The 23,842-nt window shown below is 53.8% G+C and carries 16 protein-coding genes and 2 rRNA genes; 10 read left to right on the forward strand and 8 right to left on the reverse strand.

The features are described from left to right. Positions 1–345: 345 nt before the first annotated feature. The 4 genes from rsmG to asnC form a co-directional block, all read right to left on the reverse strand. Positions 346–969: a 16S rRNA (guanine(527)-N(7))-methyltransferase RsmG gene (gene rsmG / locus CDA56_RS01325; protein ID WP_064377608.1), complete on the reverse strand. Its 624-nt coding sequence runs from the start codon at positions 967–969 to the stop codon at positions 346–348. A gap of 113 nt (positions 970–1,082) precedes the next feature. Next, positions 1,083–2,972, reverse strand: a complete 1,890-nt coding sequence (gene mnmG / locus CDA56_RS01330) for a tRNA uridine-5-carboxymethylaminomethyl(34) synthesis enzyme MnmG (RefSeq protein ID WP_004855773.1) — start codon at positions 2,970–2,972, stop codon at positions 1,083–1,085. Positions 2,973–3,353: 381 nt separating this feature from the next. Further along, positions 3,354–3,794, reverse strand: a complete 441-nt coding sequence (mioC, locus tag CDA56_RS01340; protein ID WP_009653317.1) for an FMN-binding protein MioC — start codon at positions 3,792–3,794, stop codon at positions 3,354–3,356. Positions 3,795–3,885: 91 nt separating this feature from the next. Further along, positions 3,886–4,344, reverse strand: a complete 459-nt coding sequence (gene asnC / locus CDA56_RS01345; RefSeq protein ID WP_004107306.1) for a transcriptional regulator AsnC — start codon at positions 4,342–4,344, stop codon at positions 3,886–3,888. A gap of 152 nt (positions 4,345–4,496) precedes the next feature. Here asnC and asnA point away from each other — a divergent pair, with 152 nt between their 5' ends. Beyond that, a complete protein-coding gene (gene asnA, locus CDA56_RS01350; protein ID WP_102803555.1) occupies positions 4,497–5,489 on the forward strand; it encodes an aspartate--ammonia ligase in 993 nt (330 codons plus the stop codon). A gap of 7 nt (positions 5,490–5,496) precedes the next feature. Here the strand turns inward: asnA and viaA are convergent, their stop codons facing one another. After that, complete coding sequence (viaA, locus tag CDA56_RS01355; protein WP_014839869.1) at positions 5,497–6,945, reverse strand: ATPase RavA stimulator ViaA; 1,449 nt, start codon at positions 6,943–6,945, stop codon at positions 5,497–5,499. Beyond that, positions 6,942–8,441: an ATPase RavA gene (gene ravA / locus CDA56_RS01360; RefSeq protein WP_088168017.1), complete on the reverse strand. Its 1,500-nt coding sequence runs from the start codon at positions 8,439–8,441 to the stop codon at positions 6,942–6,944. Before ravA ends, viaA begins: the two co-directional genes overlap by 4 nt. A gap of 217 nt (positions 8,442–8,658) precedes the next feature. Here ravA and kup point away from each other — a divergent pair, with 217 nt between their 5' ends. The 7 genes from kup to rbsR all read left to right on the forward strand — a co-directional run bounded on the left by kup (position 8,659) and on the right by rbsR (position 16,564). Next, a complete protein-coding gene (gene kup, locus CDA56_RS01365) occupies positions 8,659–10,527 on the forward strand; it encodes a low affinity potassium transporter Kup (RefSeq protein ID WP_014227355.1) in 1,869 nt (622 codons plus the stop codon). 185 nt (positions 10,528–10,712) lie between these two features. After that, positions 10,713–11,132: a D-ribose pyranase gene (rbsD, locus tag CDA56_RS01370; RefSeq protein ID WP_004855789.1), complete on the forward strand. Its 420-nt coding sequence runs from the start codon at positions 10,713–10,715 to the stop codon at positions 11,130–11,132. Between the two features lie 10 nt (positions 11,133–11,142). Then, on the forward strand, positions 11,143–12,648 hold the full coding sequence (gene rbsA, locus CDA56_RS01375; RefSeq protein WP_104011286.1) for a ribose ABC transporter ATP-binding protein RbsA: 1,506 nt from the start codon (positions 11,143–11,145) through the stop codon (positions 12,646–12,648). Between the two features lie 5 nt (positions 12,649–12,653). Beyond that, a complete protein-coding gene (gene rbsC, locus CDA56_RS01380) occupies positions 12,654–13,619 on the forward strand; it encodes a ribose ABC transporter permease (protein WP_004855792.1) in 966 nt (321 codons plus the stop codon). Positions 13,620–13,646: 27 nt separating this feature from the next. Next, the gene (gene rbsB, locus CDA56_RS01385; RefSeq protein WP_004855794.1) at positions 13,647–14,537 is read left to right on the forward strand and encodes a ribose ABC transporter substrate-binding protein RbsB; all 891 of its coding nucleotides are present in this window, start codon (positions 13,647–13,649) and stop codon (positions 14,535–14,537) included. 98 nt (positions 14,538–14,635) lie between these two features. Further along, positions 14,636–15,568 (forward strand): ribokinase, encoded by a 933-nt coding sequence (gene rbsK / locus CDA56_RS01390; RefSeq protein ID WP_161506359.1) that lies wholly within the window; start codon positions 14,636–14,638, stop codon positions 15,566–15,568. A 3-nt stretch (positions 15,569–15,571) separates the two neighbouring features. Continuing rightward, positions 15,572–16,564 carry a ribose operon transcriptional repressor RbsR gene (gene rbsR / locus CDA56_RS01395; protein ID WP_014227359.1) on the forward strand — a complete coding sequence of 331 codons (993 nt, stop codon included), beginning with the start codon at positions 15,572–15,574 and terminating at the stop codon, positions 16,562–16,564. Here the strand turns inward: rbsR and mdtD are convergent. Then, positions 16,561–17,958 carry a multidrug transporter subunit MdtD gene (gene mdtD, locus CDA56_RS01400; protein WP_014227360.1) on the reverse strand — a complete coding sequence of 466 codons (1,398 nt, stop codon included), beginning with the start codon at positions 17,956–17,958 and terminating at the stop codon, positions 16,561–16,563. The genes rbsR and mdtD overlap by 4 nt on opposite strands. Before the next feature lie 12 nt (positions 17,959–17,970). Next, positions 17,971–18,672 (reverse strand): FadR/GntR family transcriptional regulator, encoded by a 702-nt coding sequence (locus CDA56_RS01405; RefSeq protein WP_004855803.1) that lies wholly within the window; start codon positions 18,670–18,672, stop codon positions 17,971–17,973. A 478-nt stretch (positions 18,673–19,150) separates the two neighbouring features. Here CDA56_RS01405 and CDA56_RS01410 point away from each other — a divergent pair. Beyond that, a 16S ribosomal RNA gene (locus tag CDA56_RS01410) occupies positions 19,151–20,690 on the forward strand. A gap of 206 nt (positions 20,691–20,896) precedes the next feature. Next, positions 20,897–23,801 (forward strand): 23S ribosomal RNA (locus CDA56_RS01415). Together the 16S and 23S rRNA genes form the textbook arrangement of a ribosomal RNA operon. Positions 23,802–23,842: the final 41 nt, after the last annotated feature.

The following is a 23,842-nucleotide window of genomic DNA, read 5'->3' on the forward strand; positions in this document are numbered from 1 at the left end:
TTCGCGAAATCGAATTAATTCTGTACATAAAACTCAATTTTTTATCCGTTTGATATTCAACATAAAAACCAGGTATTCTTTCTAAAACAATCCCATATACAATAAAAACCTTTTATTGACATTCATAATAAAAATTTAACATCAGTATGAAGTGCAAGCAGCGAGATTTTTAGCGTACTGATATTTTCAATGTTGACTATTCTGTTGGTAAAGCAACAGGGCAAAGTTAACGGAAAGAAAACCCCTGGTAACCCCAGGGTTAAAGACAGTCCGATAATACCCTGCCGTGACTTTTATTTTTGTAACATCCACGGACCGTGTTTTTTTCACATTTTTTGATAAAAATTAAATCATTTTTGGCTGAATCACCACAAGGTGACGCTCCCCTTCCAGCTGAGGCACATGCAGTTCGACAACTTCCTTAATGACGACCCCTTCCGGCAGATTTGCCATTTCATCTTCCTGCGCTAAGCCCTTGAGCGCATAAAAGTGACCGTTCTCTGCAGGTAAATGATGGCACCAGCTCACCATGTCATTCAGCGACGCAAATGCGCGGCTAATCACGCCGTCAAACGGCGGCTCTGCCGGGAACTCTTCCACACGGCTTTGTACCGGGGTGATGTTATCCAGTTTGAGCTCATGCTGGACTTGCCGAAGGAAACGTACTCGCTTGCCCAGACTGTCCAGCAGGGTGAAGTGGGATTCAGGACGCACGATAGCCAGCGGGATCCCCGGCAGCCCAGGCCCCGTACCGACATCGATAAAACGCGTTCCTTTAAGGTATGGCGCAACAACAATGCTGTCGAGGATGTGGCGTACCAGCATCTCGTCAGGATCGCGAACCGAGGTCAGGTTATAGGCCTTATTCCACTTATCCAGCATGCCAACGTAGGCGACAAGCTGGTTTTTCTGGTGATCGGTAAGTGAAATACCTGCTTCATCAAGCAGACGAGAAAGTTTGTTGAGCACGATCTTTACCTGTTTAAAAACAATGAGCCCGGAGGCGATACGCTTACCGGGCTGAGAAATTGACCTGACGGATATCTGATGCGCTATTCGCCCATGTATCGTTCAGTGGAATATCAGGCGCTACGGCGCAGCATTCCCTGCTTTTTTAACCACACCAGCAAAATCGAGATTGCCGCAGGCGTAATGCCGGAAATACGCGATGCCTGCCCTATCGAAGACGGCTTATGGTCGTTCAACTTGGCAATGACCTCGTTCGACAGCCCATTCACCTGGCGATAATCAAGCGTAGCAGGCAGCAACGTGTTCTCGTTGCGCTGTTGTTTCTCGATTTCATCCTGCTGGCGCGCGATGTAGCCTTCGTATTTTACCTGAATTTCGACCTGTTCAGCCGCTTGCTTGTCCTCAAGACCCGGCGAGAACGGCGTCATCTGCACCAGCTGTTCGTAGGTCATTTCCGGACGACGGAGCAAATCTTCACCGTTAGCTTCACGGGACAAAGGCGCCGTCAGTCGAGCATTCACTTCCGCAGCGCTTTCCGCCAGCGGATTAACCCAGCTGGTTTTCAGACGCTGACGTTCACGTTCAATGCTCTCAAGCTTCTCGTTGAAACGCGCCCAGCGTTCGTCATCCACCAGACCCAGTTCACGACCTTGTTCGGTCAGGCGCAGATCGGCGTTGTCTTCACGCAGCATCAGGCGGTATTCCGCACGAGAGGTAAACATGCGGTACGGTTCTTTGGTACCGAGAGTACACAGATCGTCTACCAGGACGCCAAGGTAAGCCTGAGAGCGGCCAGGCGCCCACCCCTCTTTCTCGGCGGAGAAACGAGCGGCGTTCAGGCCTGCCAGCAGGCCCTGAGCGGCGGCTTCTTCATAACCGGTGGTGCCGTTAATCTGGCCGGCAAAGAACAGGCCATGAATAAATTTACTTTCCAGCGTCGGTTTCAGGTCGCGCGGGTCAAAGAAATCGTACTCAATAGCGTAGCCAGGACGAACGATTTTTGCATTTTCCATCCCCTGCATTGAGCGGACGATTTGCATCTGGACATCGAACGGCAGGCTGGTGGAGATGCCATTTGGATAAATTTCGTTGGACGTCAGGCCTTCCGGCTCGAGGAAAATTTGATGCTGGTTACGATCGGCAAAGCGCATGACCTTGTCTTCGATCGAAGGACAGTAGCGGGGACCGATCCCTTCAATCACGCCGGCATACATCGGGCTGCGATCGAGGTTATTACGGATCACGTCATGCGTTTTCTCGTTGGTATGCGTGACGTAGCACGGCACCTGACGCGGATGCTGCGAAGCATCTCCCATAAACGAGAAGACCGGCATCGGATTATCGCCGTGCTGCTGTGCCAGAACGCTGAAATCAATCGTCCTCGCATCGATACGCGGCGGGGTACCGGTTTTCAGGCGGCTGACGCGCAGCGGCAGTTCACGCAAGCGGCGGGACAGCGGGATCGACGGAGGATCGCCTGCACGACCGCCGCTGTAGTTATCCAGACCGATATGGATCTTACCGTCGAGAAAGGTTCCGACGGTCAGTACCACCGCTTTGGCGCGGAATTTAAGCCCCATCTGGGTGACGGCGCCAACAACACGATCGTTTTCGACAATCAGATCTTCCACCGCCTGCTGGAAGATCATTAAATTAGGCTGGTTTTCCAGCGCGGTACGTACGGCCTGCCGGTACAGCACACGGTCTGCCTGAGCGCGAGTCGCCCGTACGGCAGGGCCTTTGCTGGCGTTTAGTATCCTAAACTGGATGCCGGCATGGTCAATTGCCTTCGCCATCAGGCCGCCAAGCGCATCCACTTCTTTTACCAGGTGTCCTTTCCCAATGCCGCCAATCGCCGGGTTGCAGCTCATCTGCCCCAGCGTGTCGATATTGTGTGTCAAAAGCAGAGTCTGTTGACCCATTCGCGCTGCGGCCATCGCGGCCTCAGTGCCTGCATGACCCCCGCCAATGATGATGACGTCAAAAGGATCCTGATAAAACATGGTGGTATGCCTCGCATAAAGCGGTTTGAAAATAGAGTGAAGCCCGGGCCGTGGATTCTACTCAACTTTAGCCTTTCGAGAAAGCGCCGGGATCCTGAGTATTAAAAAGAAGATCTTTTATTTAGAGATCTGTTTTATTGTGATCTCTTATTAGGATCGGCTTGTCTTGTGGATAAGTCAGATCCGCGATTTAAGATCAAACGCTTAAGAAGGATCGCTTTCTGTGAATGATCGGTGATCCTGGTCCGTATAAGCTGGGATCAAAATGAAGGGTTATACACAGCACAAAAATCAGTCAAGGGTTATACTTTGGATAACTACCGGTTGATCCAAGCTTTTAAGCATAGTTATCCACAGAAGAAAGTATGATCTTTACAATTCTCAGAGCAAGTTTTTCCAGGATCCCAGCCAAATCTCGGCCGGATCTTCCGGAATTTCATGTTCGAGAACGTTAATTTTTAGCGTTTCACCGATCTGTTTTGCCCCGCAGGCGTTGAGCGCCGTCTCGAGCTTATCAATTGCTCCGCAGAAGGTATCGTATTCACGGCTACCGATGCCGACTGCGCCAAAACGGACCGCAGAGAGGTCGACCTGCTTCTCCTGAAGCGCTTCATAGAAAGGCAGAAGATTATCGGGAATGTCCCCGGCGCCATGCGTCGAAGAGATAACCAGCCAGATCCCTTCCGCCTGCAGATCGTCGATCAGCGGGCCGTGCTGAATAGTCGTGCTGTGTCCAGCCTCTTCCAGCTTTTCCGCCAGATGTTCTGATACATATTCTGCGCTACCCAGCGTACTGCCGCTGATAAGAGTTATCTCTGCCATGATCGCCCGCTCCACTATTCAGAGTGGCGTATTGTACGCTGTGAGCGAGCTGGGATCTACCTGTGGAAAAATGTGGGATTAAAAAGCCCGATCACGGGCGGATGGTACGCATAATCGGGTTTTGCAGGACGATCAGCGTTTCAGTGGACTGAATTTCATCAATTGTTTGGATCTTGTTGATAAGTACATGCTGGAGCGCATCAATCGATCGGCACATCACCTTTATAAAGATGCTGTAGTGTCCGGTGGTGTAATAGGCTTCAGTAACCTCATCCAGGCTGTTTAGCCTGGCCAGCGCGGAGGGGTAGTCTTTCGCGCTCTTCAGAATGATGCCGATAAAACATCCCACATCGTAACCCAGCTGCTTGGGGCTGACGTCGATGCGTGCGCCGGTAATAATTCCGGCCTGCTTCATTTTCTCTACCCGCACGTGAATGGTCCCCGGGCTGACGCCAAACTGTTTTGCCAGTTCAGCATAGGCGGTGCGCGCGTTGGCCATTAAGGCCTCAAGAATGCCGCGGTCCAGATTGTCGATCTGATAATTTTCCATAGGTTTTTCTTATGAAGTTTGACGAATATTTCTATTTTAGCCTCAAATTTTAATGAATCAAAATCGATGCAGGCTTTTTGTTGTTGGATTATTGAATTGCAGCGCTGTTTTGTTGCTTAATCAATGGCAACAGGACGCAGGAGTTATAAAAAATGAAAACCGCATACATCGCAAAACAACGCCAGATTAGTTTCGTTAAGTCACATTTTTCCCGCCAGCTTGAAGAGAAGCTCGGCCTGATCGAAGTCCAGGCGCCGATCTTAAGCCGCGTGGGCGATGGGACCCAGGATAACCTCTCTGGTTGCGAAAAAGCGGTTCAGGTTAAAGTGAAAACACTGCCAGACGCCCAGTTCGAAGTGGTTCATTCACTGGCGAAGTGGAAGCGTCAAACCCTGGGACAACACGACTTCAGCGCGGGCGAAGGGCTGTACACGCACATGAAGGCCCTTCGCCCCGATGAAGACCGATTAACTCCCATCCATTCCGTTTACGTTGACCAGTGGGACTGGGAGCGCGTAATGGGCGACGGAGAGCGCCACTGCGGCACGCTGAAAGCAACCGTTGAAGCGATCTATGCCGGGATCAAAGCGACCGAAGACGCCGTCAGTAAAGCGTTTGGCCTCACGCCTTTCTTGCCGGAGACGATCCAGTTTGTTCACAGCGAGGAGCTTTTAAGCCGCTATCCGGATCTTGATGCCAAGGGCCGCGAGCGGGCGATCGCGAAAGAGCTGGGTGCGGTATTCCTGATCGGTATCGGCGGCAAGCTTTCCGATGGCCAGCGTCACGACGTTCGCGCGCCGGATTACGATGACTGGAGCACGCCTGCCGCTGAAGGCTATGCCGGTCTGAACGGTGATATTCTGGTGTGGAACCCGGTGCTTGAAGATGCATTCGAGCTCTCTTCAATGGGGATCCGCGTGGATGCCGACGCGCTGAAGCGTCAGCTCGCGATCACCGGCGATGAAGATCGCCTGCAGCTGGAATGGCACCAGGCGCTGCTGCGCGGAGAGATGCCGCAGACGATTGGCGGCGGCATTGGCCAGTCTCGCCTGACGATGCTGCTGCTGCAGCTTGAGCATATCGGCCAGGTGCAGTGCGGCGTGTGGCCAACCCAGGTTCGTCAGAGCATTGCTGCGCTTCTTTAATCAGTGATTAACGCCGCCAGCGTCTCAGCAGGCGGCTACGCAACCCGGTATCAAAGCGCCAGATATGATCGAATACGCGCATAATGCCGGGCTTGCCGTGTACCGACATCGCCACCGCATGAAAACGATGTTGATGTTTATGCTGTAGCTCTCCCACCTTATTGATCACCTCATCCGGCAAGCGCTGGGCGATAAAATCAGAAATCACCACCGCATCAGCATCGACCCACTGCGGATTCTGCATACGCTCAATCACCGCCCGGAAGCAGCTGGCCAGATCGGTGCCGCCGCGAAAGCGCTGGCTCAAGAAACGAATCGCCTGTTCCAGCCCCTGCGGGCCGGTGAGTTCGTAGTGCACCACTTCGCTGGAAAACAGCATAATGAAGCAGCGGCGGTTATCCGCCAGAGCGACCCGCATCAGCGCCAGACAAAACGCCTTGGCGCACTGTTCATTGAAACCGCCCATTGAGCCGGAAGTATCGACGCAGACGATAAACGGCCCGCGCGGCTGTTCATCAACGTCCTGGCGCGTTACCGGCCGTTCGGTGATCTTTTCCTTCCACGCATCGCCGTGTAGTCGATAGGTCAGCAGCTGCTTTTCAACCAGCTTGCGGTAGAACTCAAACTCCAGCTCGGTGATGCCGAGGGTAGCCAGCTCAGGCGGCAGCAGACGTAGAATATCGTCGCTCTGCTGAAGACCGTCGACCTGCTCCGGTACGGTAGCCGGTTCGCGCACCAGGCTGCGGAAGGTCTCCATCGGCGCATCTTTTTTCGGCACCGCTTTCGCTTCACGCGAGCGCCCCAGCTGTTCGGCGAGCTGCATGAGTTCAGGTTGTTGGCTTAAAAAGTCCCCGTAGCGAACGATCAGCTGGTAATCGCCTCGCTTCAGCTCTCCGGCGCTCATGTCCCACAGGTGTCCCGCCGCATTATCATTCTCCACCAGCACGGGCTCGAGCTGGCCGCTGAGGGTCATGCGCTCCTGAACTTCGCTCAGCAGCTGATCGCGCTCTTCATCCAGCAGTTGCTGATTAAGAGAGGTTGCCTGCACCACCAGGCTCAGACGCCAGCGCTGAAGGAATAACGTGTGCAGCGCCGGCGTAAAGGTGCTGTTGTTGTCCACCAGCTGCTGCGCCTGGCTGGCAAAAGGGGAGTGCAGCTTATGCAGCTGGCTCAGAATTTGCGGCAGCTGGACGATAAACTGCGAGGTGGAAAGCCGCTGTGATTGCTGATAGCACTGAACTTCCGCATCCAGCTCGGGCGGGACGTTGGTCTCTTTTAGTCGCGATCTGACCGCTTCCCGCCAGCGAGGAATGTCGGCGGCGATAATATTTTTGAGCCGCGGAAATTTTTCAAAGAATACCGCGAGTTGAGGCGCTGCCAGCAGGGCCAGCAGCATCTCATCGATCATGCCCTCTTCGCCGACTGCCAGCATGACATTCAGCATGTCCAGCGTCATGACTGGCGGGCCTGTTTAATCTGCGTTCCCACGTCCTGCAGGCTGGCTTCAATGCGCCCCAGCCACTCGCCGGGAATAAACAGACATTTCTGCTGTTCGCTGAAGCGGTTATGTTGCTGATGCCATTCGTCGTCCAGCGCCTCCAGCTGTTGCCTGATTTCTGCCGGCATATTTTCCCGTGATTCGCTACCGGGCAGGGAGAGTCGCGACCCCTGCAGGCTCACATCGCGCACGACCAGATGCTGGCTGGTATCGACATCCATATTCAGCTGCTGGGCAAAACCAATGCCGTTGAGCTTGCCGCGGATCTCACCCCCTTTCTCCAGCCAGTGAGCAAGCTCTTCACGAACAAACGTAATATGAATCACTTCCAGGTCGTGCAGTTTTAGCGGCTGCTGGAGAAGCAGCGTTAGCGTGGGGGCCTGCACTTCAGCAGGCAGTTCATAATGAGGTTTACGGCTGAACATCCCGCCGAGACGGGTGACTTTTAGCGCGGTCTTATCGCTTTGCTGCTGTTGAAGCTGAATGCGCCGTTGAATAATCGACCCGAGGCGGGTGAGCATCGCCTGCTGCTGCCAGGCGTGGCTGGTCATTAAGGTCTCAATCTGCACGGACATCAGATTCATCGTCTCAATATTGTGCCACAGGCAATCCTTCAGCAGGATCAGGTCTATTGGCGCAATGGTGTCGCGGCCGCTGAAAAAGGCGCTGGCCTGCAGCAGACGAATGGCTTTTTTCCAGCGACGATCTGAGACGTAAGGCGCGTTTGGCAACGTATCCAGCTGCTGGCGCAGCTGGAAAATCAGTTCAAATACGCTGTCCGGTAGCTTCACGCTGCCGATATCCTGCTGCCATTGCAGAAATTCCTCGTCGCTGACCTGCAAACTCGCCGGGACAGGATTACTGTTCTCGTCCTGCTGGCTTATCAGCATTGAGCGGAAGTTCGTTTTATCCTGTACCTTATCCAGCCATAGGCGAATAAGCATACGATCGTATAAGGCTTCCAAACTGTTGTCTGCCTCCGGGAGCTCGTTCGACGCCGCCACCAGCAGGCGCATGGGGATCTTCTCTTCGGTCGCCCCGTTGCGGAAATGGCGTTCGTTTATCGCCGTAAGCAGCGTATTGAGAATCGCTGGGCCCGCTTTCCAGATCTCATCGAGAAAAACAATTTCAGCTTCCGGAAGATAGCCGGCGGTCAAACGTTCGTAGCGCCCTTCATCTTTCAGCGCCTGAATGGAGAGTGGGCCAAAGACCTCTTCCGGCGTGGAGAAACGAGTCATCAGGTATTCAAATGCGCGAGCCTGCTGGAAGGCGAACTTGAGGCGACGGGCAATCAGGCTTTTGGCGATCCCCGGCGGGCCCAGCAGAAAAACGCTCTCGCCGCTGAGGGCGGCAAGCAGGCAAAGGCGTATTGCGTGGCTGCGTTCGAAGAGTCCTTTTTCCAGCGCGGCGCTGAGCCGGGAAATTCTTTCTGCCAGTAAATGTGATTGAGCCATAATAGAGTTGCGTGCTTTTTAGAATGTCGTTGTTAGGTCGAGTATAGATGTTTGATTAGGGGTGGTAATAGCCTGAAGAATCGATTTATTTTCTTTGAGTCAGGTTAAGATGATGTCAGTTAGGGGTACGATTCAGCAAATAATCGTGCATACTGTGCGCTTTTTGTGGGCCAAGGGACTAGGCACACATTTGTTTTATAAACGAAAAGACTAGTCTATGAGCACTGATAATAAGCAATCGCTGCCGGCAATAACGCTGGCGGCAATCGGCGTGGTATACGGCGATATCGGCACCAGTCCACTGTATACACTTCGTGAATGTCTGTCAGGTCAGTTTGGCTTTGGCGTTGAGCGTGATGCTGTTTTTGGCTTCCTGTCGCTCATTTTTTGGCTATTAATTCTTACCGTTTCACTCAAATACATCACCTTCGTGATGCGGGCAGATAACGCCGGTGAAGGCGGGATCCTGACGTTAATGTCGCTGGCGGGGCGAAACACCTCCGCGCGCGCCACGTCCATCCTGGTGATCCTTGGGCTTATCGGCGGCAGCTTCTTTTATGGCGAGGTGGTCATTACCCCTGCCATCTCGGTGATGTCGGCGATAGAAGGTCTGGAAATTATCGCTCCGGACCTGGATACCTGGGTTGTGCCCATATCCATCATTGTCCTGACGCTGCTATTTGCCATTCAAAAGCACGGTACCAGCATGGTGGGTAAGCTGTTCGCGCCGATTATGCTGATCTGGTTCCTGCTGCTGGCGGTACTGGGCGCGCGCAGTATTTTCGCTAACCCTGAAGTGCTGCAGGCGTTGAACCCTTACTGGGCGGTTCATTTCTTCCTCGAATATAAAACCGTCTCGTTTGTGGCGCTGGGGGCGGTGGTGCTGTCGATTACCGGCGTGGAAGCGCTGTATGCCGACATGGGGCATTTCGGCAAATTGCCGATTCGCCTGGCCTGGTTTTCGGTCGTGCTGCCTTCGCTGGTACTGAACTACTTTGGTCAGGGGGCGCTGCTGCTTAAACATCCGGAAGCGATTAAAAACCCGTTCTTTCTGCTGGCGCCGGAGTGGGCGCTGATCCCAATGCTGATCATTGCCGCCCTGGCGACGGTTATCGCTTCCCAGGCGGTTATCTCCGGCGTCTTCTCTCTGACTCGCCAGGCCGTGCGTCTGGGGTACCTGTCGCCGATGCGTATTATTCACACCTCGGAAATGGAGTCCGGGCAGATTTACATCCCGTTTATCAACTGGCTGCTCTATATCTCGGTGGTCATCGTGATTGTTAACTTTGAGCACTCCTCGAATCTGGCGGCGGCATACGGTATTGCGGTGACCGGAACGATGGTGCTGACCACCATTCTGTTCACGACGGTGGCGCGGCAAAACTGGCACTGGAATAAGTTTATTGTGGCGCTGCTGCTGGTTGCCTTTATGTGCATTGATATCCCGCTCTTCTCCGCGAACCTCGATAAAATCGTCTCCGGCGGCTGGCTGCCTCTGACCCTCGGTCTGGTGATGTTTACCATCATGACCACCTGGAAAAGCGAGCGTTTCCGCCTTCTGCGTCGGATGCATGAGCACGGTAATTCTCTGGAGGCGATGATCTCTTCTCTTGAAAAATCGCCGCCGGTTCGCGTGCCGGGTACCGCTGTTTATATGTCCCGTGCGCTGAACGTGATTCCTTTCGCGCTGTTGCACAACCTGAAGCATAACAAGGTGCTGCACGAGCGGGTGATTTTGCTCACGCTGCGTACCGAAGACGCGCCGTACGTACATAACGTTCGTCGCGTGCAGATTGAACAGATATCGCCGTCGTTCTGGCGCGTCGTTGCCAGCTACGGCTGGCGCGAAACGCCGAACGTCGAAGAGGTTTTCCACCGCTGCGGGCTGGAAGGCCTGAGCTGCCGGATGATGGAGACCTCCTTCTTTATGTCGCATGAGTCGTTGATCATCGGCAAGCGGCCGTGGTATCTGCGCCTGCGCGGCAAGCTGTATCTGCTGCTGCAGCGCAACGCCCTGCGGGCGCCGGACCAGTTCGAAATCCCGCCTAACCGGGTTATTGAACTCGGCACCCAGGTTGAGATCTGATTCGCTAAGGCCCTTCTTGATGAAGGGCTTTTTTGTTTTATCTGCTCGCTTCAGACTTATCTCGCTGCTGCGTTGCGAAACGTTTCGATGACGATCACAATTCTCACATCTGGTGATGGTTTTCTGTTCTCTTATTGCTAATACTTATACCAGCGAAACGTTTCGCTAATGGAGCAAAAGAGAAAATGAAAAAAGGTACCGTCCTCAATGCTGATATCTCGTCGGTCATCTCCCGTCTGGGGCATACCGATACGCTGGTTGTTTGCGACGCTGGTTTACCGGTTCCCCGCAGCAGCGCGCGTATTGATATGGCGTTAACCCACGGGGTTCCCTCCTTTATGCAGGTTCTGGAGGTGGTGACGAGCGAAATGCAGGTTGAAGCGGCTATCCTGGCGGAAGAGATTAAAACCCTTAATCCGCAGCTCCATGCGACGTTGCTCACTCACCTTGAGCAGCTGCAGCAGCACCAGGGAAACACCATTGAAATTCGTTACACCAGTCATGAGCAGTTTAAAAAAGAAACCGCAGACAGTCAGGCGGTGATTCGCAGCGGGGAGTGTTCCCCGTATGCGAACGTTATTCTCTGTGCCGGCGTGACGTTCTGAGGTCGCCGATATGGAAGCCTTATTGCAACTAAAAGGGATCGATAAAGCGTTCCCTGGCGTCAAGGCGCTCTCCGGCGCCTCGCTAAATGTCTATCCAGGCCGCGTGATGGCGCTGGTCGGGGAGAACGGTGCCGGCAAGTCCACCATGATGAAGGTGCTGACCGGTATCTACTCCCGCGATGCCGGTTCGCTGCTGTGGTTGGGGAAAGAGACCACCTTCAACGGACCTAAATCTTCTCAGGAAGCCGGAATCGGCATCATTCACCAGGAACTCAACCTGATCCCCCAACTGACGATCGCCGAGAATATTTTCCTCGGTCGTGAGTTTGTGAATCGCTTTGGCAAAATTGACTGGAAAACGATGTATGCCGAAGCTGACAAGCTATTGGCAAAGCTGAACTTACGCTTCAACAGCCAAAAGCTGGTGGGCGATTTGTCGATCGGCGATCAGCAGATGGTCGAGATCGCTAAAGTGCTGAGCTTTGAGTCGAAGTTCATCATTATGGATGAGCCCACCGACGCGCTAACCGACACCGAGACCGAATCCCTGTTCCGCGTGATCCGCGAACTGAAATCGCAGGGGCGCGGTATTGTCTATATCTCTCACCGTATGAAAGAGATCTTCGAAATTTGCGATGACGTCACGGTCTTCCGCGATGGGCAGTTTATCGCCGAGCGCGAAGTGGCCAGCCTGGATGAAGATCTGCTGATTGAGATGATGGTCGGCCGCAAGCTGGAGGATCAGTATCCGCATCTGGACAAAGCCCCGGGCGCGGTTCGCCTTAAGGTAGACAACTTGTGCGGCTCAGGGGTGGAGAACGTCTCCTTTATTCTGCGTCAGGGCGAGATCCTCGGCGTTGCCGGGCTGATGGGCGCCGGACGAACCGAACTGATGAAGGTGCTCTACGGTGCGCTGCCGCGCAGCAGCGGATCGGTTACCCTGGATGGGCATGAGGTCATTACGCGTTCTCCGCAGGATGGCCTGGCCAACGGCATTGTTTATATCTCCGAAGACCGCAAGCGCGATGGTTTAGTGCTCGGCATGTCGGTTAAAGAGAATATGTCGCTCACCGCGCTGCGTTACTTCAGCCGCGGCGGCGGTAGCCTGAAGCATAAAGATGAACAGCAGGCGGTAGGAGATTTTATCCGCCTGTTTAATGTGAAAACGCCGTCGATGGAGCAGGCTATTGGGCTGCTATCGGGCGGTAACCAGCAGAAGGTAGCGATTGCCCGCGGCTTGATGACCCGTCCGAAGGTGCTGATCCTTGATGAACCGACCCGCGGCGTCGACGTCGGGGCGAAGAAAGAGATCTACCAGCTGATTAACCAGTTTAAAGCCGAAGGCCTGAGCATCATTCTGGTCTCTTCGGAGATGCCGGAAGTGCTGGGCATGAGCGATCGCATCATGGTGATGCATGAAGGGCACCTCGGCGGTGAATTCACACGCGAGCAGGCCACCCAGGAAGTATTGATGGCTGCCGCTGTGGGCAAGCTTAACCGTGTGAATCAGGAGTAAAAAAGATGAATAACCCGGCTGTTTCTGGTCGTCGCTACTTCACAAAAGCGTGGCTGATGGAGCAAAAATCGCTGATTGCCCTGCTGGTGCTGATTGCGATTGTCTCGACCATGAGCCCCAACTTTTTTACCGTGAATAACCTGTTCAATATTCTGCAGCAGACTTCAGTTAACGCCATTATGGCGGTCGGGATGACGCTGGTTATCCTGACTTCGGGCATCGACCTGTCCGTCGGTTCCCTGCTGGCGCTGACCGGCGCGGTGGCGGCTTCCATTGTCGGGATTGAGGTCAACGCGCTGGTGGCGGTGGCCGCTGCGCTGGCGTTAGGTGCGGCAATTGGCGCCGTGACCGGCGTGATCGTGGCGAAAGGGCGCGTACAGGCATTTATCGCCACGCTGGTCATGATGCTGCTGCTGCGCGGCGTGACGATGGTGTATACCAACGGCAGCCCGGTAAACACCGGCTTTACCGACAACGCCGATCTGTTTGGCTGGTTCGGGATTGGCCGTCCGCTGGGGATCCCAACGCCGGTGTGGATTATGGCGATCGTCTTCCTGGCCGCCTGGTACATGCTGCACCATACCCGCCTGGGTCGTTATATCTACGCGCTCGGCGGCAACGAAGCGGCAACGCGTCTTTCCGGCATCAGCGTGAATAAAGTTAAAATCATCGTCTATTCTTTGTGCGGCATGCTGGCCTCGCTGGCCGGCATTATTGAGGTCGCGCGTCTCTCTTCCGCGCAGCCGACGGCGGGCACCGGATATGAACTGGATGCGATTGCGGCGGTGGTGCTCGGCGGTACCAGCCTTGCGGGCGGTAAAGGCCGTATTGTCGGGACGCTGATTGGCGCGTTGATTCTTGGATTTCTGAACAACGGACTGAATTTATTAGGCGTTTCATCCTATTACCAGATGATCGTGAAAGCGGTGGTTATTTTGCTGGCGGTACTGGTAGATAACAAGAAGCAGTAACTGATAACTCTACAGGACATCTTAACTATGAATATGAAAAAACTGGCGACCCTGGTCTCTGCTGTAGCGTTAAGTGCGACCGTAAGCGCAAACGCGATGGCGAAAGACACTATCGCTCTGGTTATCTCAACCCTTAACAACCCGTTCTTTGTCTCGCTGAAGGATGGCGCGCAAAAAGAAGCGGACAAACTGGGCTATAACCTGGTGGTTCTGGACTCTCAGAATAACCCGGCCAAAGAGCTGGCTAACGTGCAGGATTTAACCGTTCGTGGTACCAAACTGCTGCTGATCAACCCAACGGATTCCGATGCGGTGGGTAACGCCGTGAAGCTGGCTAACCAGGCTAAAATTCCGGTTATCACCCTCGACCGTCAGGCGTCAAAAGGCGACGTGGTGAGCCATATCGCGTCTGATAACGTGCTGGGCGGTAAGATGGCCGGTGACTATATCGCGAAGAAAGTCGGTGAAAGCGCGAAGATCATTGAACTACAGGGCATTGCCGGGACGTCCGCGGCGCGCGAGCGTGGCGAAGGTTTCCAGCAGGCCGTTGCTGCGCATAAGTTTAACGTTCTGGCCAGCCAGCCGGCAGATTTTGACCGTACCAAGGGCCTGAACGTCATGCAGAACCTGCTGACGGCGCATCCTGATGTACAGGCCGTATTCGCCCAAAACGATGAAATGGCGCTGGGCGCGCTGCGTGCCCTGCAAACGGCAGGCAAATCTGATGTGATGGTTGTTGGATTTGACGGCACTCCGGATGGCGAAAAAGCGGTAAATAGTGGCAAACTGGCAGCGACCATCGCCCAGTTACCGGAGCAGATCGGCGTGAAAGGCGTTGAGACAGCCGATAAAGTGCTGAAGGGCGAAAAAGTGGAAACCAGCTATCCGGTTGAGTTGAAACTGGTCATTAAGCAATAATGTGCGATTCGGATCGGTGACGGTCCGAGGGACAACATAATAAAGAAAAGCAGGGCATGCGCCACCGGATTCCGGTGGCGCGCTTTCCGGGAATATTGATTATGAAAACCGCAGGCAAACTTGTCGTCCTTGGCAGTATCAACGCCGATCACATCCTGAATCTTGACGCCTTCCCAACGCCGGGTGAAACCGTTACCGGTCATCACTATCAGGTCGCTTTTGGCGGTAAGGGCGCAAACCAGGCGGTTGCTGCCGGACGCAGCGGAGCTAATATCGCCTTTATCGCCTGTACCGGCGATGACGATATTGGCGAACGCGTTCGTCGTCAGCTGGAAAGCGATAATATCGACGTCGCGCCGGTCAGGGCCGTTGCCGGAGAATCAACCGGCGTGGCGCTGATTTTTGTTAACGCTGAAGGTGAGAATACTATCGGTATTCATGCTGGCGCTAACGCCGCGCTCAGCGTGGCTCAGGTTGATGCGGAAAAAGAGCGTATTGCCGGCGCGCAGGCGCTGCTGATGCAGCTGGAATCGCCGCTGGAAAGCGTACTGGCCGCGGCGAAAATCGCTCACCAGAATCAAACCTCAGTTATCCTCAATCCGGCGCCGGCACGTGAATTGCCCGATGAACTGCTCACACTGGTGGATATCATTACCCCTAACGAGACCGAAGCGGAAAAGCTCACCGGCGTTCGCGTAGAAAGCGACGATGATGCGGCAAAAGCCGCCAAAGTGCTCCATGATAAAGGTATTGGTACGGTGATCATTACGCTTGGCAGCCGTGGCGTATGGGCCAGCAGCGAAGGTGAAGGTCGTCGGGTTCCCGGTTTTAAAGTGCAGGCGGTTGATACCATCGCCGCTGGCGATACCTTTAATGGTGCGCTGGTCACCGCGCTGCTTGAAGGTAGCGAACTGGCGCAGGCGATTCGTTTTGCCCATGCCGCCGCCGCTATCGCCGTCACCCGCAAAGGGGCTCAGCCCTCCGTGCCCTGGCGAAAAGAAATAGACGAATTTTTACGTCAACAGGGGTAACGATTGGCTACCATGAAGGATGTAGCCCGCATTGCGGGCGTTTCCACTTCGACGGTTTCTCATGTCATCAACAAAGATCGTTTCGTTAGCGAAGCTATTACCGCTAAAGTCGACGCCGCGATTAAGAGCCTGAACTATGCACCGTCCGCGCTGGCGCGCAGCCTCAAATTAAATCAAACCCGCACCATAGGCATGCTCATTACCGCCAGTACCAATCCGTTTTACTCGGAGCTGGTGCGCGGCGTGGAGCGCAGCTGCTTTGAACGGGGTTATAGCCTTGTGCTATGTAATACCGAAGGCGATGAACAGCGGATGAACCGTAATCTGGAGACGCTGATGCAAAAGCGCGTCGATGGTTTACTGCTGCTGTGCACTGAAACGCATCAACCTTCGCCGGAGATTATGCAGCGCTACCCTTCTGTACCGACGGTGATGATGGACTGGGCGCCGTTCGACGGCGATAGCGATCTGATTCAGGATAACTCTCTACTGGGCGGCGATATGGCGACGCAGTATCTGATCGACCAGGGCTATACGCGGATTGCCTGTATTGCGGGTCCGCTGGATAAAACTCCTGCTCGACTGCGCCTGGAGGGATATCAGGAAGCGATGGCCCGAGCCGGACTCACGGTACCTGAAGGATATGTGATTAGCAGCGATTTTGAGTTTGGCGGCGGTTTCAGCGCCATGCAGAAGCTGCTGATGCTGCCAGCGCTGCCGCAGGCGGTGTTTATCGGTAACGATGCGATGGCGGTAGGCGCCTATCAGGCCCTTTATCAGAGCGGTCTGCGTATCCCACAGGATATGGCGCTGGTAGGCTATGACGACATTGAACTGGCGCGCTATATGACGCCGCCGTTAACCACAATTCATCAACCGAAAGATGAACTGGGCGAGCTGGCCATCGATGTGCTGATTCACCGTATGGCTGACCCGGGACAAAAACAGCAGCGCGTACAGTTAACCCCCGAGCTGGTGGTTCGCGGCTCAGCCTAACGCTTGTGCCGCTCCTTAATCAGGTTGCGGCCATCTTTTGCTCTTAATAAGGTAAATACCAGCGCCGATACCACGGTGATAACCCCCATGGTAATAAAGGTGTAGTGAAACTGCTCGATGGTATTTGCGCTATCGAATCCTTCATAAAACCGCAGCACCGCCGCGCTAACGGCGACCCCGAGACTGATCGATAGCTGCTGCGTCACGGCCAACATGCTGTTGCCGCTGCTGGCGTTTTCATCGGTTAAATCGGCGAGCGTGATGGTGTTCATGGAGGTGAACTGGGTGGACATTGCCATTCCCAGAATGAAGAGCGGCAGCAGCAGCATCCAGATCGACATATCCGGCGATTGCAGCGAAAACTGAGCGATCATCAGGCCAATAAATATCGTGACCCCAACCAGCGTTTTACGGTAACCAAACCAGCGAAGAATCTGGGTGACGGTTGATTTCGCAATAATCGAACCGATAGCCGTAGGCGCTATCATGCAGCCAGCAATAATCGCCGGATAACCGAAGCCAACCTGTAACATCAGCGGCATCAGGAACGGAACGCAACCGGTACCCAGGCGCGTGGCCAGGTTGCCCGCAATCCCGACAGAGAAAGTATGCGTCTTAAATAAAGAAAGCGAAATGAGCGGCGTGGGATGGCGGCGAGCGTGACGAATATAGGCCCACAGTAAAACGATGCTCAGGGCGATAACCGCCAGAGCCATCCATGTGGCGACAATTTTCTCGCCAAACAGCTCAATTCCGCTGGAAAACAGAACCAGGCTCAGGCCAAACAGGATAAAACCGAGCGTGTCGAAGCGGCGCCGTGGCGTGGTGAAATCCGGCATATACTTGCGGGCATACACGATCCCGATAATACCGATGGGAATATTAATCAAGAAAATCCAGTGCCAGCTGGCCCAGGTCACCAGTACTCCGCCGAGCACGGGACCGAGGATAGGGCCGACCAGTCCAGGCATCGTGACGAAGTTGAGCACCGGCAGCAGTTCGCTGCGCGGATAGGCGCGCAGTAGCGCCAGCCTGGCTACCGGCATCATCATGGCCCCGCCGATGCCCTGAATGACGCGGAAGATAACCAGTTCCATCAGGGAGTTGGAAAGCGCGCAGGCCAGGGAACCGAGGGTAAACAGGCTGACGGCGATGATAAACACTTTTCGCGTGCCGAAGCGGTCGGCCAGCCAACCGCTGACCGGGATAAGCATGGCCACCGTCAGCGTATAGCTGATAATGGCCGACTGCATCGCTAGCGGTGAACGGTTGAGGCTATGAGCGATAGCGGGAAGGGCTGTATTCAGAATGGTGGCGTCGAGCGCCTGCATAAAAAAAGCCATCGCTGCGATCCATGGCAGCCCGGCCATACTGCGGGCTTTCTTTTTGGTCATTCGATACCCTTGCTATTTGTCGGAATGGTTGGGAGCGCTCAACAACGCCTGGCAGGCGCTCAGCGCCCGCAAACCGTCGCTATCCAGAATGGCATCAACGATTGCCTGGTGCAGATCCAGTTTCACCACTTCATTCTGCGTAATCGACGTGAAGTAGGTGTGATAGACAGAATGAAATAAAGAAGCGAAAGAGATCAGGAAAGGGTTGCCGCTCATTTCATATATATGTTCATGCCAGGCCATATCGACTTCAATCCAGCGTTCGCGCTGAAAGTTCCTCTTCAGCTCAACCATCTCCTCCATCAAAGCGTTGAGCTGGGCTTTTTGCTCCGGCGTCCCTGAGGTTGACGCCAGAAAACAGGCTTGAGGTTCCAGACTGCCGCGCATCACGAGGAAATGGCTGACAACATCGGAGAAGTTATCTTCTGTTAACCACCAGGCCAGGAGTTCTTTATCGAGAAAGTTCCAGCTGCTGCGTGGCATCACCCGCGTTCCGATGCGCGGTCGTGGTAAAAGCATGCCTTTTGCCGCTAGCGTCTTCACCGCTTCACGCACGGCGGTGCGGCTCACGCCAAACTGCTCGCCCAGTTCCATCTCGCCTGGAAGGATACTTTCTGGCTGATATTCACCGGTCAAAATTTTTTGAGCCAGCTTCTCCGCTAATACCCAGGAGATATTCTTTTGTGCCGCCAACTGCTGTGCGCTTAAAGACATACGTGCCGTTCCTTTCTCTTTTTTACCTTACCAGTATGCCATCTGGCGGCTTACTTCGTTGGTTAAAACGGCAAAACGCCGGTTTTTTGCTACATTACGCGCCGTAATGATGAAAAAAGAGGCGGTTAAAAAGTTTTTTGCATTTAGCCCTTGTCACTTCGGAATTACTCCCTATAATGCGCTCCCACTGACACGGAACAACGGCTTACAGCCCGCCGGGTCAGCGGGATTCAGCGATGAATACCGGCAGAGAAAAGCGGAATTAAACGCTTGACTCTGAATGAGGAAAGCGTAATATACGCCACCTCGCAACGGTGAGCGAAAGCCGCGTTGCACTGCTCTTTAACAATTTATCAGACAATCTGTGTGGGCACTCAAAGTGACATGGATTCTTAACGTCGCAAGACGAAAAATGAATACCAAGTCTCTGAGTGAACACGTAATTCATTACGAAGTTTAATTCACGAGCATCAAACTTAAATTGAAGAGTTTGATCATGGCTCAGATTGAACGCTGGCGGCAGGCCTAACACATGCAAGTCGAACGGTAGCACAGAGAGCTTGCTCTCGGGTGACGAGTGGCGGACGGGTGAGTAATGTCTGGGAAACTGCCTGATGGAGGGGGATAACTACTGGAAACGATAGCTAATACCGCATAACGTCGCAAGACCAAAGAGGGGGACCTTCGGGCCTCTTGCCATCAGATGTGCCCAGATGGGATTAGCTAGTAGGTGGGGTAACGGCTCACCTAGGCGACGATCCCTAGCTGGTCTGAGAGGATGACCAGCCACACTGGAACTGAGACACGGTCCAGACTCCTACGGGAGGCAGCAGTGGGGAATATTGCACAATGGGCGCAAGCCTGATGCAGCCATGCCGCGTGTATGAAGAAGGCCTTCGGGTTGTAAAGTACTTTCAGCGGGGAGGAAGGCGATAAGGTTAATAACCTTGTCGATTGACGTTACCCGCAGAAGAAGCACCGGCTAACTCCGTGCCAGCAGCCGCGGTAATACGGAGGGTGCAAGCGTTAATCGGAATTACTGGGCGTAAAGCGCACGCAGGCGGTCTGTCAAGTCGGATGTGAAATCCCCGGGCTCAACCTGGGAACTGCATTCGAAACTGGCAGGCTGGAGTCTTGTAGAGGGGGGTAGAATTCCAGGTGTAGCGGTGAAATGCGTAGAGATCTGGAGGAATACCGGTGGCGAAGGCGGCCCCCTGGACAAAGACTGACGCTCAGGTGCGAAAGCGTGGGGAGCAAACAGGATTAGATACCCTGGTAGTCCACGCTGTAAACGATGTCGACTTGGAGGTTGTTCCCTTGAGGAGTGGCTTCCGGAGCTAACGCGTTAAGTCGACCGCCTGGGGAGTACGGCCGCAAGGTTAAAACTCAAATGAATTGACGGGGGCCCGCACAAGCGGTGGAGCATGTGGTTTAATTCGATGCAACGCGAAGAACCTTACCTACTCTTGACATCCAGAGAACTTAGCAGAGATGCTTTGGTGCCTTCGGGAACTCTGAGACAGGTGCTGCATGGCTGTCGTCAGCTCGTGTTGTGAAATGTTGGGTTAAGTCCCGCAACGAGCGCAACCCTTATCCTTTGTTGCCAGCGATTCGGTCGGGAACTCAAAGGAGACTGCCAGTGATAAACTGGAGGAAGGTGGGGATGACGTCAAGTCATCATGGCCCTTACGAGTAGGGCTACACACGTGCTACAATGGCATATACAAAGAGAAGCGACCTCGCGAGAGCAAGCGGACCTCATAAAGTATGTCGTAGTCCGGATTGGAGTCTGCAACTCGACTCCATGAAGTCGGAATCGCTAGTAATCGTGGATCAGAATGCCACGGTGAATACGTTCCCGGGCCTTGTACACACCGCCCGTCACACCATGGGAGTGGGTTGCAAAAGAAGTAGGTAGCTTAACCTTCGGGAGGGCGCTTACCACTTTGTGATTCATGACTGGGGTGAAGTCGTAACAAGGTAACCGTAGGGGAACCTGCGGTTGGATCACCTCCTTACCTTAAAGAACCTGCCTTTGTAGTGTCCACACAGATTGTCTGATGAATGATGAATTTCAAAATGTACTGTGAAGTGCATTGTGAAATTTTGCTCTTTAAAAATCTGGATCAAGCTGAAAATTGAAACGACACACTGTTCAAGTGTGTTCGAGTCTCTCAAATTTTCGCGACACGACGATGTTTTACGAAACATCTTCGGGTTGTGAGGTTAAGCGACTAAGCGTACACGGTGGATGCCCTGGCAGTCAGAGGCGATGAAGGACGTGCTAATCTGCGAAAAGCGTCGGTAAGGTGATATGAACCGCTACAGCCGGCGATGTCCGAATGGGGAAACCCAGTGCAATTCGTTGCACTATCGTTTGATGAATACATAGTCAAACGAGGCGAACCGGGGGAACTGAAACATCTAAGTACCCCGAGGAAAAGAAATCAACCGAGATTCCCCCAGTAGCGGCGAGCGAACGGGGAGCAGCCCGGAGTCTGAATCAGCTTGTGTGTTAGTGGAAGCGTCTGGAAAGTCGCAGGGTACAGGGTGATACTCCCGTACACTAAAACACACAGGTTGTGAACTCGAAGAGTAGGGCGGGACACGTGGTATCCTGTCTGAATATGGGGGGACCATCCTCCAAGGCTAAATACTCCTGACTGACCGATAGTGAACCAGTACCGTGAGGGAAAGGCGAAAAGAACCCCGGCGAGGGGAGTGAAAAAGAACCTGAAACCGTGTACGTACAAGCAGTAGGAGCCCACTTGTTGGGTGACTGCGTACCTTTTGTATAATGGGTCAGCGACTTATATTCTGTAGCAAGGTTAACCGTATAGGGGAGCCGCAGGGAAACCGAGTCTTAACTGGGCGTTAAGTTGCAGGGTATAGACCCGAAACCCGGTGATCTAGCCATGGGCAGGTTGAAGGTTGGGTAACACTAACTGGAGGACCGAACCGACTAATGTTGAAAAATTAGCGGATGACTTGTGGCTGGGGGTGAAAGGCCAATCAAACCGGGAGATAGCTGGTTCTCCCCGAAAGCTATTTAGGTAGCGCCTCGTGAACTCATCTTCGGGGTAGAGCACTGTTTCGGCTAGGGGGTCATCCCGACTTACCAACCCGATGCAAACTACGAATACCGAAGAATGTTATCACGGGAGACACACGGCGGGTGCTAACGTCCGTCGTGAAGAGGGAAACAACCCAGACCGCCAGCTAAGGTCCCAAAGTCATGGTTAAGTGGGAAACGATGTGGGAAGGCCCAGACAGCCAGGATGTTGGCTTAGAAGCAGCCATCATTTAAAGAAAGCGTAATAGCTCACTGGTCGAGTCGGCCTGCGCGGAAGATGTAACGGGGCTAAACCATGCACCGAAGCTGCGGCAGCGACACTATGTGTTGTTGGGTAGGGGAGCGTTCTGTAAGCCGTTGAAGGTGGCCTGTGAGGGTTGCTGGAGGTATCAGAAGTGCGAATGCTGACATAAGTAACGATAATGCGGGTGAAAAACCCGCACGCCGGAAGACCAAGGGTTCCTGTCCAACGTTAATCGGGGCAGGGTGAGTCGACCCCTAAGGCGAGGCCGAAAGGCGTAGTCGATGGGAAACAGGTTAATATTCCTGTACTCGGTGTTACTGCGAAGGGGGGACGGAGAAGGCTATGTTGGCCGGGCGACGGTTGTCCCGGTTTAAGCATGTAGGCGGATGTTCCAGGTAAATCCGGAACGTTACTAACGCTGAGGTGTGATGACGAGGCACTACGGTGCTGAAGTGACAAATGCCCTGCTTCCAGGAAAAGCCTCTAAGCATCAGGTAACATCAAATCGTACCCCAAACCGACACAGGTGGTCAGGTAGAGAATACCAAGGCGCTTGAGAGAACTCGGGTGAAGGAACTAGGCAAAATGGTGCCGTAACTTCGGGAGAAGGCACGCTGATGGTAGGTGAAGTGACTTGCTCATGGAGCTGAAATCAGTCGAAGATACCAGCTGGCTGCAACTGTTTATTAAAAACACAGCACTGTGCAAACACGAAAGTGGACGTATACGGTGTGACGCCTGCCCGGTGCCGGAAGGTTAATTGATGGGGTTATCCGTAAGGAGAAGCTCTTGATCGAAGCCCCGGTAAACGGCGGCCGTAACTATAACGGTCCTAAGGTAGCGAAATTCCTTGTCGGGTAAGTTCCGACCTGCACGAATGGCGTAATGATGGCCAGGCTGTCTCCACCCGAGACTCAGTGAAATTGAACTCGCTGTGAAGATGCAGTGTACCCGCGGCAAGACGGAAAGACCCCGTGAACCTTTACTATAGCTTGACACTGAACACTGGTCCTTGATGTGTAGGATAGGTGGGAGGCTTTGAAGTGTGGACGCCAGTCTGCATGGAGCCATCCTTGAAATACCACCCTTTAATGGCTGGTGTTCTAACGTGGGCCCCTGATCGGGGTTGCGGACAGTGTCTGGTGGGTAGTTTGACTGGGGCGGTCTCCTCCTAAAGAGTAACGGAGGAGCACGAAGGTCAGCTAATCCTGGTCGGACATCAGGAGGTTAGTGCAATGGCATAAGCTGGCTTGACTGCGAGCGTGACGGCGCGAGCAGGTGCGAAAGCAGGTCATAGTGATCCGGTGGTTCTGAATGGAAGGGCCATCGCTCAACGGATAAAAGGTACTCCGGGGATAACAGGCTGATACCGCCCAAGAGTTCATATCGACGGCGGTGTTTGGCACCTCGATGTCGGCTCATCACATCCTGGGGCTGAAGTAGGTCCCAAGGGTATGGCTGTTCGCCATTTAAAGTGGTACGCGAGCTGGGTTTAGAACGTCGTGAGACAGTTCGGTCCCTATCTGCCGTGGGCGCTGGAGAATTGAGGGGGGCTGCTCCTAGTACGAGAGGACCGGAGTGGACGCATCACTGGTGTTCGGGTTGTCATGCCAATGGCATTGCCCGGTAGCTAAATGCGGAAGAGATAAGTGCTGAAAGCATCTAAGCACGAAACTTGCCCCGAGATGAGTTCTCCCTGACCCTTTAAGGGTCCTGAAGGAACGTTGAAGACGACGACGTTGATAGGCCGGGTGTGTAAGCGCAGCGATGCGTTGAGCTAACCGGTACTAATGAACCGTGAGGCTTAACCTTACAACGCCGAAGATGTTTTGGCGATTTGAGAGATTTTCAAT

The sequence above is a fragment of the Klebsiella michiganensis genome (assembly GCF_002925905.1).
GTDB lineage: Bacteria > Pseudomonadota > Gammaproteobacteria > Enterobacterales > Enterobacteriaceae > Klebsiella > Klebsiella michiganensis.